The organism is Streptomyces sp. NBC_00376 (genome assembly GCF_036077095.1).
Lineage (GTDB): Bacteria > Actinomycetota > Actinomycetes > Streptomycetales > Streptomycetaceae > Streptomyces.
This window is the reverse complement of the sequence record NZ_CP107961.1, coordinates 151,563-162,486: the sequence shown is the minus strand read 5'-3', so window position 1 is coordinate 162,486 and position 10,924 is coordinate 151,563. Positions and strand designations below refer to the sequence as shown.

The 10,924-nt window shown below is 73.4% G+C and carries 1 protein-coding gene; it reads right to left on the bottom strand.

Translation table 11 applies throughout. The annotated features are described in order from the left end of the window. Nucleotides 1–25: 25 nt before the first annotated feature. Nucleotides 26–10,912: a type I polyketide synthase gene (locus OG842_RS40640; RefSeq protein WP_328512714.1), complete on the bottom strand. Its 10,887-nt coding sequence runs from the start codon at nucleotides 10,910–10,912 to the stop codon at nucleotides 26–28. Nucleotides 10,913–10,924 lie beyond the last annotated feature (12 nt).

Below are 10,924 nucleotides of genomic sequence, written 5' to 3'. Positions count from 1 at the left end.
AGGCGGAGGCTGCAACTGCGGCTGGTCATGAGATGCCGAACTCCCGGCCGAGGAGGTCGAAGATCTCGTCGTCGCTGGCCTCGTCGAGACCGCCCGCGGTGTCCTCTCCCGCGGTGGTGTGCGCGGGGGCCCACTGGGCGAGCAGGCCCTTGAGCCGGTCGGTGATCTGGGTACGGGCGTCCTCGTCCCCGATGCCCGCCAGGACTGCCGCGAGCCGGTCGACCTCGGCGAGGACGGGGGTGGCGGCGTTGCCGGCGGCGTCGGGGACGACCTCGCCACGCACGTAGGCGGCGAGTTCCACGGGGGTCGGATAGTCGAAGACGAGCGTGGCGGGCAGCCGCAGCCCGGTCACGGTGTTGAGCCGGTTGCGCAGGTCGATGGCGATGAGGGAGTCGAAGCCGAGCTTCTTGAACGCCCCCTGCGGGTCGATGGCGTCCGGTGTGGCGTGGCCGAGCACGGCGGCGGCGTGGGTGCGGATCAGGTCGAGGACGACCCGGTCGCGCTCCTCCTCGGAGAGGCCCGCCAGCCGCTGCGCGAGCGGGACGACGGGGGCGCCGCCCGTGTCGCCCGCCCGCTTGACCTGGGCCCGGACGAGCTTGCGCATGATCGGCGGGAGACCGCCGGATGCGGCGCGGGCCCGCAGGGCCGCGAAGTCCAGCCGGATGGGCAGGACCAACGCACCGGCCTGCGCGGTGGCCCGGTCGAAGAGGTCGATGCCCTGCTCGTTGCTGAGTCCGGTGACACCGGCGCCGCTCATGCGGCGTACGTCGGCGTCGCCGAGGTGCCCGGTCATGCTGCTGGCCTGGGCCCAGAAGCCCCAGGCGAGAGCGGTGGCGGGCAGGCCGTGGGCGCGGCGGTGCTGGGCGAGCGCGTCGATGAAGGCGTTGCCCGCCGCGTAGTTGCCCTGTCCGGAGCTGCCGAGGGTTCCGGCGGCGGAGGAGAAGAGCACGAACGCGGCGAGGTTCCGGTCCTCGGTGAGCTCGTGGAGGTGGACGGCCGCGTCGATCTTGGGCCGCTGCACGGCGGCCATCCGCTCGGGGGTGAGGGAGGTGATGACACCGTCGTCGAGGGTGCCCGCCGTGTGGACGACCGCGGTCAGCGGGTGTGCGGCGGGGATCGAGTCGAGTACGTGGGCGAGCGCGTCGCGGTCCGCGACATCGCAGGCCACGGCTGTCGCCTCGGCGCCCAGGCCGGCCAGCTCCGCCACGAGTTCGGCGGCGCCGGGGGCGTCGCCGCCGCGCCGGCTGAGCAGCAGGAGCCGTCGTACGCCCTTCTCGGCCGCCAGGTGGCGGGCGATGTGGCCGCCGAGGACTCCGTTGCCGCCGGTGATCAGTACGGTGCCCTCGGGGTCGAGGGCGAGGGCGGCGTCCTCGTCGGGGGCCGGGGCCCGGTCCAGGCGCGGGGCGAGCACATTGCCGTCGCGCAGGGCGAGTTGGGTCTCGGCGAGGGACAGTGCGTCGGGCAGCGCGGTCCAGGAGGCGTCGCCGCCGTCGGTGTCGACGAGGGTGAAGCGGTCCGGGTGCTCGGACTGGGCGGACCTGACCAGACCCCACACGGGGGCGACGGCCAGATCGGTGACGTCCTCGCCGGGCACCGCGGCCAGGGCCCCGGTGGTGGTGAGGATGAGCCGGGTGTCCGAGAAGCGTTCGTCGCCGATCCACTGCTGGAGCAGTTCGAGGGCGCCGAGTCCGGTGGCGTGTGCCGCTTCGGCGAGCGAGGCGGCGGCGGTGGAGCGAATGTCGGCGACCACGAAGTCCGGCACCGGGGTACCGGCGTCCACGGCGTCGACGAGCGCGGCCAGGCCGGCGTACTCGCCGGGGCGGCTGCCCGCGACGGTGAACGGTGCCGGGCCGGTGCCGAGGAAGGCCCAGGTGCCGGCCGGTGCGGGCACGGTGGCCGGTACGGGGATCCAGTCGAGGGTGAACAGGGCGTCGTTGCCGCTGTCCTGGCTCGCGGCCTTGAGCTGCTCGGGCTCGACGGGCCGCATGGCGAGCTCGCCGATGGTGATGACCGGGGCTCCGGTGGCGTCGGCGATCTGGAAGCCGATGCCGTTGGCGCCGACGGGCAGCAGCCGGGCCCGCAGCACCGAGGCGCCGGTGGCGTGCACGGTCACCCCGCGCCAGGCGAAGGGCAGCCGCGGCTTGCCCGCGTCCTCGCCCTGGCCGGTGCCGGGCTTGAAGTCGCCGACGCCCATGGACTGGAGGGCGGCGTCGAGGAGGCCGGGGTGCAGGCCGTAGTCGGCGGCCTCGGCGCGGCCGTCCTGCGGGAGGGCGAGGTCGGCGTAGATGTCCTCGCCCAGCTGCCAGGCGCGGACGATGCCCTGGAACATCGGGCCGTAATCGAAGCCGGTCAGGAGCGCCTGCTCGTAGAAGCCCTCCATCGGCAGTTCGGTGGCACCGGCGGGCGGCCAGGCCGCGAAGTCGTACGCGGGTGCGGCACCGGCCTCGGCGGTGGCCAGTACGCCGGTGGCGTGCCGGAGCCAGGGCGTCTCGAATCCGGTGTCGGCGGCCGCTTCGGCGGGCCGGGAGTGGACGGTGAGGGTGCGGCGGCCGGTCTCGTCCGGAGCACCGACGGTGACCTGGAGCTGGCGGGCGCCGCCCTCGGGCAGCACCAGCGGTGCCTCGATGGTGAGTTCCTCGACGGTGTCGCACCCGGTCCGGTGGGCGGCGTGGGTCGCCATCTCGACGAATCCGGTGCCCGGCACGATGACCGTGCCCATCACGACGTGCTCGGCCATCCACGGGTGGCTCCCGGTGGAGAAACGGCCCGTGAACACGTACCCGTCGGAGTCAGCGAGCGGAACGGCGGCGCCGAGCATGGGGTGCTCGGTGACGCCGAGACCGACGGAGGCGAGGTCCCCGGCGCCGTCGCCCGGCATGGGCAGCCAGTACCGCTCGTGCTGGAAGGCGTAGGTGGGGAGGGCGACGCGGGTGGCGCCGGTCCCGAAGACGGTCGTCCAGTCGACGTCGACACCGTGGCAGTGCGCCTCGGAGAGGGACATCAGCAGCCGCTGCGCCTCGTCCTCGTCACGACGCAGCGTGCCGAGGGTCGCGGCGTCGGTCTCGGTGTCCTCGATGGTGCCCTGGAGCCCGATCGTGAGGACCGGGTGCGGGCTGACCTCGATGAAGACCGCGTGACCGTCCGCGAGAGCGGTACGGGTGGCCTGCTCGAACTCCACGGTCTCGCGGAGGTTGTTGTACCAGTACCCGGCACCCATCTCCGTACCGTCGAGCAAACCGCCCGTGAGCGACGAGTACAGGGCCGTGTCACCGGACTGCGGAGCGATACCCGCCAGGAGCCGGGCCAACTCGCTCTCGATCTCCTCCACATGGGCGGAGTGGGAGGCGTAGTCGACATCGATCCTGCGGGCGCGGATCTCGTTGGCCTGGCAATCGGTGACCAGCTCGCCCAGAGCCTCCGGATCACCCGAAACAACCACGGACGAAGGGCCGTTGACGGCAGCGATGGAGATCCGCCCGTCCCACGCCGCGATCTTCTCCCGCACCCAGGCAGCAGGCTGGGCCACCGACACCATGCCACCACGGCCCGCCAGCGCGATGATCGCCCGGCTGCGCAGGGCCACCACCTTCGCCGCGTCGCCCAGCGAGAGGATGCCCGCGACCGCCGCAGCGGCGATCTCACCCTGCGAGTGACCGATGACCGCCGCCGGACGGACCCCGAACGACCGCCACACCTCGGCAAGCGACACCATCACGGCCCACAGCACCGGCTGGACGACGTCCACCCGGTCGAGGCCGGGCGCGCCGTCGACGCCACGCACGACGTCCAGCAGCGACCACTCCACGTACGGCTCCAACGCCGCCGCGCACTCCGCCATCCGCGCCGCGAACACCGGCGAGGACTCCAGCAACCCCACCGCCATCCCGAACCACTGCGCACCCTGACCCGGGAACACGAACACCGGACGGGCCGACGGCCGGGTCCGGGCGGAGACCGTGCCCGGTGCGGCCAGGTCGGCCACGAAGGATTCCAGGCCGCGCAGCAGTTCGGCGCGGTCGCGTGTCACGAGGGCGGCCCGGTGGTCGAAGTGGGCGCGGGTGGCGGCCAGCGACCAGGCGATGTCCGCGAGGGCGGGCTCGGGGTGGTCGGTGAGGTGCTGGAGCAGGCTCTCCGCCTGGGCCCGGAGGGCCTGTTCGCTCTTCGCGGAGAGGACGAACGGGGTGGCGGGGGTGTTGAGCAGCGGGCCCTCGGCAAGGTCGGGGGTGTCGCCGGCCGGCTCGGGCTCGGGCGCCTGCTCCAGGATGATGTGGGCGTTGGTGCCCGAGACGCCGAAGGAGGACACGGCGCCTCGGCGCGGCTGCCCGGTCTCCGGCCAGTCCTGCTCCGTGGTGAGGAGCTCGACGGCACCGGCGGTCCAGTCGACGTGCGTGGACGGCTCGTCGATGTGGAGGCTCTTGGGCAGGATCCCGTTCCGGATCGCCATGACCATCTTGATGATGCCGGAGACTCCGGCGGCGGCCTGGGTGTGGCCGATGTTCGACTTGACGGAGCCGAGGCGCAGCGCGCGGCCTTCGGCGCGGTCCTGGCCGTAGGTGGCCAGCAGGGCCTGGGCCTCGATCGGGTCGCCCAGCTTGGTGCCGGTGCCGTGGGCCTCGACGGCGTCGACGTCGGCGGTGGTCAGGCGGGCGTTGGCGAGGGCCTGGCGGATGACGCGCTGCTGGGAGGGGCCGTTGGGGGCGGTGATGCCGTTGGAGGCGCCGTCCTGGTTGATGGCGGAGCCGCGGACGACGGCGAGGACTTCGTGTCCGTTGCGGCGGGCGTCGGAGAGCCGTTCGACGAGGAGGACGCCGACGCCTTCGGACCAGCCGGTGCCGTCGGCCGTCTCGGAGAAGGCCTTGCAGCGGCCGTCGGAGGCGAAGCCGCCCTGTCCGCTGAGGCCGGCGAAGGCGGCCGGGGTGGCCATCACCATCACGCCGCCGGCGAGGGCCATGGAGCATTCGCCCTGGCGCAGTGCCTGGGTGGCGAGGTGCAGGGCGACGAGGGAGGAGGAGCAGGCGGTGTCGACGGTGACGGCGGGGCCTTCGAAGCCGAAGGCGTACGAGACGCGGCCGGAGACGACGCTGGCGGTGGTGCCGGTGAGGAGGTAGCCCTCGTTGCCCTCGGAGGCGTTGAGCAGCGCGGAGTAGTCCTGGCCGCTGGAGCCGGCGAAGACGCCGACGCTGGTGCCCTTGACGGTGGCCGGGTCGATTCCGGCCCGTTCGAAGGCCTCCCAGGAGGTTTCCAGGAGCAGTCGCTGCTGCGGGTCCATGGTGGTGGCCTCGCGCGGCGAGATGCCGAAGAAGGCCGGGTCGAAGCCCGCCGGGTCGGCGACGAAGCCGCCGCGCAGTTCGAAGGGGCCGCCGTCCGGGCCGGTCTCGACGCCGGGCAGGCCGTTGATCCTCCAGCCGCGGTCGGACGGTACGGGGCCCATGGCGTCGACACCGTCGCGGACCAGCTGCCACAGGTCCTCGGGCGAGCGGACGTCGCCGGGCAGGCGGCAGCTCATGCCGATGATGGCGATCGGGTCGTCGTCCCCTGCGGTGGCGGCGGCGAACTCGGCGACGGCGGCGGGGCTGCCGAGGAGTTCGGCGCACAGGTGGTCGGCGAGGACGGCCGGGGTCGGGTAGTCGAAGACGAGAGTGGCGGGCAGGCGCAGTTCAGTGGCCAGGCTCAGCCGGTTGCGCATCTCGACGGCGGTCAGCGAGTCGAAGCCGAGGTCGCTGAAGGCCCGCTGGGCCTGGATGTCGTTCGCGGAACGGTAGCCGAGCACGGCGGCCGCGGCGTCGCGTACGACGTCCAGGACGAAGGCCGTACGGTCCGGCTCGGGCAGTTCGACGAGCTGCCGGACGAGCGAGGAGACCACGGTGGTGCCGGCGGTGGCGGCGGACGGGCGGGCGGTGGCCCTGATCAGGCCGCGCAGGATCGGCGGCACCGCCTCGGGGCTCTCGGCCCGCGACGGCAGGTTGATGTGCGCTGGGATGATCATCGCTTCGGGGCGGGCGGTCGCCGCGTCGAAGAGGGCGAGGCCGTCCTCGGAGGCGATGGCGGTGACGCCGGAGCTGTTGATGCGCTGGAGGTGGGACTCGTCCAGGTTGGCGGCGAGTCCGCTGCGTTCGGCCCACAGGCCCCAGGCGAGGGAGACGGCGGGCAGTCCGCGCTGCCGGCGCCACTGGGCGAGCTGGTCGAGGAAGAGGTTGGCGGCGGCGTAGTTGCCCTGGCCGGGGCCACCGAAGGTGGCGGCGAGGGAGGAGAACAGCACGAAGGACGTGAGGTTCAGGTCCTGGGTGAGTTCGTGCAGGTGGACGGCGGCGTCGGCCTTGGGGGTGAGGACGCCGTCGACGCGCTCGGGGGTCAGGGCGGTGAGGATGCCGTCGTCGGAGAGGCCGGCGGCGTGCAGGACGGCCGTGAGCGGGTGCGCGGCCGGGACGGTGCCGAGGGCCCGCGCCAGGCTGTCGCGGTCCCCGGCGTCGCAGGCGGCGAAGGTGACGTCGGCGCCCAGCTCCTCGAGTCGGGCGGTCAGCTCGGCGGCGCCCGGCGCGTCGGCACCGCGGCGGCTGAGCAGCAGCAGGTGGCGGGCGTCGTGGGTGCGTACGAGGTGCTCGGCGAGGAGGGTGCCGATGGCGCCGGTGGCACCGATGATCAGGACGGTGCCCTCGGGGTCGAGCAGCGGGCGGGGGGTGTCCGGGCCGTCGGCGCGGGGGGCACGCGCGAGACGGGGTGCGTACAACTCACCCTCGCGGACGGCGAGTTGTGGCTCTCCGGCGGCGAGGGCCTGGGGCAGTGCCCGGCGCGAGGGCTGGGTCCCGTCGAGGTCGACGAGGACGAAGCGTCCCGGGTTCTCGTTCTGCGCGGAGCGGATCAGGCCCCAGGCGGCGGACTGGGCGAGGTCGTCGAGGTCCTCGTCGGCGGTGGTGGCGACGGCCCCTCGGGTCACGAGGACCAGCCGGGACTGTTCGAACCGCTCGTCGGCCAGGAGTGCCTGGGCGAGTTCCAGTGCGCGGTGCGCGGCGGCGTGGGTGCCGGTGGCGAGCGGGGTGCCGGGGCGGGTGTGCAGCGGCGCGACGATGGTGCCGGGCAGCGGCATCCCCTCGTCGACGGCCGTGGCGAGGGCGTCGAGGCTGTCGAAGCGGGCGCCGGCGGGGAGCTTGAGGGTGTTGTCGCCGAGCAGCACCCAGTCGTCGGTGTCGTGGGCGGCGGTTGCGGGCACCCCGGTCCAGTCGACGCGGAACAGGGATTGGTTGCCGCTGCCGCCCCGGCCGTTGCCGAGCTGTTCGGCGGAGACGGGCCGGAACATGAGTTCCCCGACGGTGGCGACGGGTGCGCCGGTCTCGTCGGCGAGCCGGACGGTGACGCCGTCGCTGCCCGCGGTGCGGGCGAGCCGGACGCGTACCGAGGAGGCACCGGCGGCGTGCAGGGTGACGCCGTTCCAGGAGAACGGGAGCCTGCCGCGGCCCGCGCCCATGCCGCCGTCGAAGTCGTTGAGGGCGTTGAGGTGCATGGCCATGTCGAGCAGGGCCGGGTGCAGGCCGAAGGAGCGGGCCTCGGCGGCGATGTCCTCGGGGAGGCGGACCTCGGCGAAGAGCTCCTCGCCGAGGCGCCAGGCGGCGTGCAGGCCCTGGAAGGCGTGCCCGTAGTCGTAGCTCTGCGCGGAGAGGTTCTCGTAGAAGCCGTCGAGCGGCAGGGCGGTGGCGCCGGGCGGCGGCCAGGCGGTGAGGTCGCCGTCGGCCGTCCCGTCGGGGCCGGTCGGGGCGAGGGTGCCGCTGGCGTGGCGGGTCCACGGCTCGTCGCTGTCGGCGGTGGCCGGGCGGGAGTGCATGGTCACGGTGCGCAGGCCCTGGGCGTCGGCGGGGCCGACGGAGACCTGGAGGGCCACGCCACCCTGCTCGGGCAGGACGAGGGGGGCTTCCAGGTTGAGTTCGCGGACCTGGCCGCAGCCGACCTCGTCGCCCGCGGTGATCGCGAGCTCGACGAAGGCGGTGCCGGGCAGCAGCGTCGTCCCGAGGACGACGTGGTCGGCGAGCCACGGGTGGGTCTGCGGGGACAGGCAGCCGGTGAAGAGCATGCCGTCGCCGTCGGCGAGGCTGACGGCGGCGCCGAGCAGCGGGTGGCCGGCGGAGCGCTGGCCGATGGCGGAGATGTCGCCGGTCCAGCCGGTGGGCAGCTTGGGCCAGTAGCGCTCGTGCTGGAAGGCGTACGTGGGCAGGGTGACGGTGCGGGCACCGCTGCCGGCGTAGAAGGCGGACCAGTCGACGTGGGCGCCGCGTACGTGGAGTTCGGCGACGGCGCCGGTCAGCGCGTCGGTCTCCGGGCGGTCCTTGCGCAGTGCGGGTACGAAGGCGGCGGTGGCGGCCTCGACGGTGTCGTTGCCGAGGGCGGCGAGGGCGCCGCCGGCGCCGAGTTCGAGGTAGGTGGTGACGCCGAGGCCGTCGAGGGTGCGCAGCCCGTCGGCGAAGCGGACGGCCTCGCGGACGTGCCGGACCCAGTACTCCGGGGTGCGCAGCTCGTCGGCGGGGACGACGTCGCCGGTGAGGTTGGAGACGATCGGCAGCCTTGGTTCGTCGAACGTGAGGGTTCCGGCGACCTTGGCGAAGTCGTCGAGCATGCCGTCCATGTGCGGGGAGTGGAAGGCGTGGCTGACGCGGAGTCGCTTGGTCTTCCCGAAGCGGGCGGCGACGGCGAGTACGGCGTCCTCGTCGCCGGAGACGACGACGGAGTCGGGGCCGTTGACGGCGGCGAGGGAGACGCGATCGGTGAGGTCGTCCTGGTCGGTGAGGAACGGCAGGATGTCGGCCTCGGTGGCCTGGATGGCGACCATCGCGCCGCCGGCCGGGAGGGCCTGCATGAGGCGGCCCCGGGCGGCGACGAGGGCGGCCGCGTCCTCCAGGGACCAGAGACCGGCCACGTGGGCGGCGGCCAGTTCGCCGATGGAGTGGCCGAGCAGGTAGTCGGGCGTGATGCCCCAGTGCTCGACCAGCCGGAACAGCGCGACTTCGAGGGCGAAGAGACCGGCCTGGGTGTACACGGTCTGGTCCAGCAGCTCGGAGCCGCCGAAGACGATGTCCTTGACGGACTCGTCGAGGTACTTGTCGAGTTCGGCGCAGACGGCGTCGAAGGCGTCGGCGAACACCGGTTGGGCCGCGTACAGTTCGCGGCCCATGGCGGCACGCTGCGAGCCCTGGCCGGAGAACAGGAAGGCCAGTTGACCGTTTTCGAGGGCGGTGCCGGTGAGTACGCCGGGGGCGGCGGTGCCGTCGGCGACGGAGCGCAGCCCGGCGAGGAGTTCCTCGCGGTCCTTGCCGAGTACGGCGACGCGGTGGTCGAGGGCGGAGCGGGTGACGGCGGTCGACCAGCCGATGTCCAGTGCCTCGGCGGCGGGGTCGGCGGCGAGCCGGTCGAGGAGCCGGGCGGCCTGGGCGGCCACGGCCTCCTCGGTGCGGCCGGAGAGCAGCCACGCGAGGCCGGTGGGGGCCGTGGTGGCGGGCACTTCACCTGAGCCGGGCGTCTGCTCCGGAGCCGGCGCCTCCTCGATGGCGGGCGCTTCCTCGATGATGGTGTGGGCGTTGGTGCCGCTGATGCCGAACGAGGAGACGCCGAAGCGGCGCGGCTCGTCCGTCCCGGGCCACTCCCGGGCCTTGGTGAGCAGTTCGACGTTGCCCGCGGTCCAGTCGACGTGCGAGGAGGGCTCGTCCACGTGCAGGGTCTGCGGCAGGACCCCGTGGCGCAGGGCCATGACCATCTTGATGATGCCGGCGACACCGGCGGCGGCCTGGGTGTGGCCGAGGTTGGACTTCAGCGAGCCGAGCCAGAGCGGCCGGTCCTCCGGGCGGTCCTGGCCGTACGTGTTGATCAGCGCCTGGGCCTCGATCGGGTCGCCCAGCTTCGTGCCGGTGCCGTGCGCCTCGACGGCGTCGACCTGTGCGGCGGACAGCCCGGCGCTGGCCAGGGCCTGGCGGATGACGCGCTGCTGCGACGGACCGTTCGGGGCGGTCAGGCCGTTGGACGCGCCGTCCTGGTTGACGGCGGAGCCACGGATGACGGCGAGGACCTCGTGGCCGTTGCGGCGGGCGTCGGACAGCCGCTCCAGCAGGACCAGGCCGACGCCCTCGGACCAGCCGGTGCCGTCGGCGGAATCGGCGAACGCCTTGCAGCGGCCGTCGGAGGCGAGTCCGCGCTGGCGGCTGAACTCGATGAACATGCCGGGCGCGGACATGACCGTCACACCACCGGCGACGGCGAGGGTGCACTCGCGCTGGCGCAGCGACTGGGCGGCCAGGTGGATGGAGACGAGCGCCGAGGAGCAGGCGGTGTCGACCGAGACGGCCGGGCCTTCGAGCCCGAAGGTGTAGGCGATGCGGCCGGAGACCACGCTGCCGGAGGTGCCGGTGAGGTAGTAGCCCTCGATGCCCTCGGTGAACTGGAGCATCGTGGAGTAGTCCTCGCCGGACGCACCGGCGAACACACCGACCTGGCGGCCGCGCATCGAGGACGGGGCCATGCCCGCGCGCTCGAACAGTTCCCAGGTGCTCTCCAGCAGGAGCCGCTGCTGCGGGTCCATCGCCAGCGCCTCACGCGGGCTGATGTCGAACAGCGCCGGGTCGAAGTCGCCGACCCCGCCGAGGAAGCCGCCTGAACTCGCGTACGACGAACCGCGCTTGTCGGGGTCCGCGTCGTACAGCTTCTCCAGGTCCCAGCCCCGGTCCTCGGGGAACGCGGATATCGCGTCCTTCCCCTCGGACACCAGCTGCCACAGATCCTCCGGCGATCCCACTCCCCCGGGGAACCGGCAGCTCATCGAAACGATGGCGACCGGCTCGTGCTCACCCGCCTCCAGCTCGCGCACGCGCTGCCGGGTCTGGTGGAGATCGGCGGTCATCCGCTTCAGGTAATCAAGGACCTTCTTGTCATCCGCCATGGCCCGCCAACC

Excerpts from the sequence above, each read along its gene's own strand:
- OG842_RS40640 (WP_328512714.1), bottom strand. The coding sequence starts at position 10,912 with ATGGCGGATGACAAGAAGGTCCTTGATTACCTGAAGCGGATGACCGCC.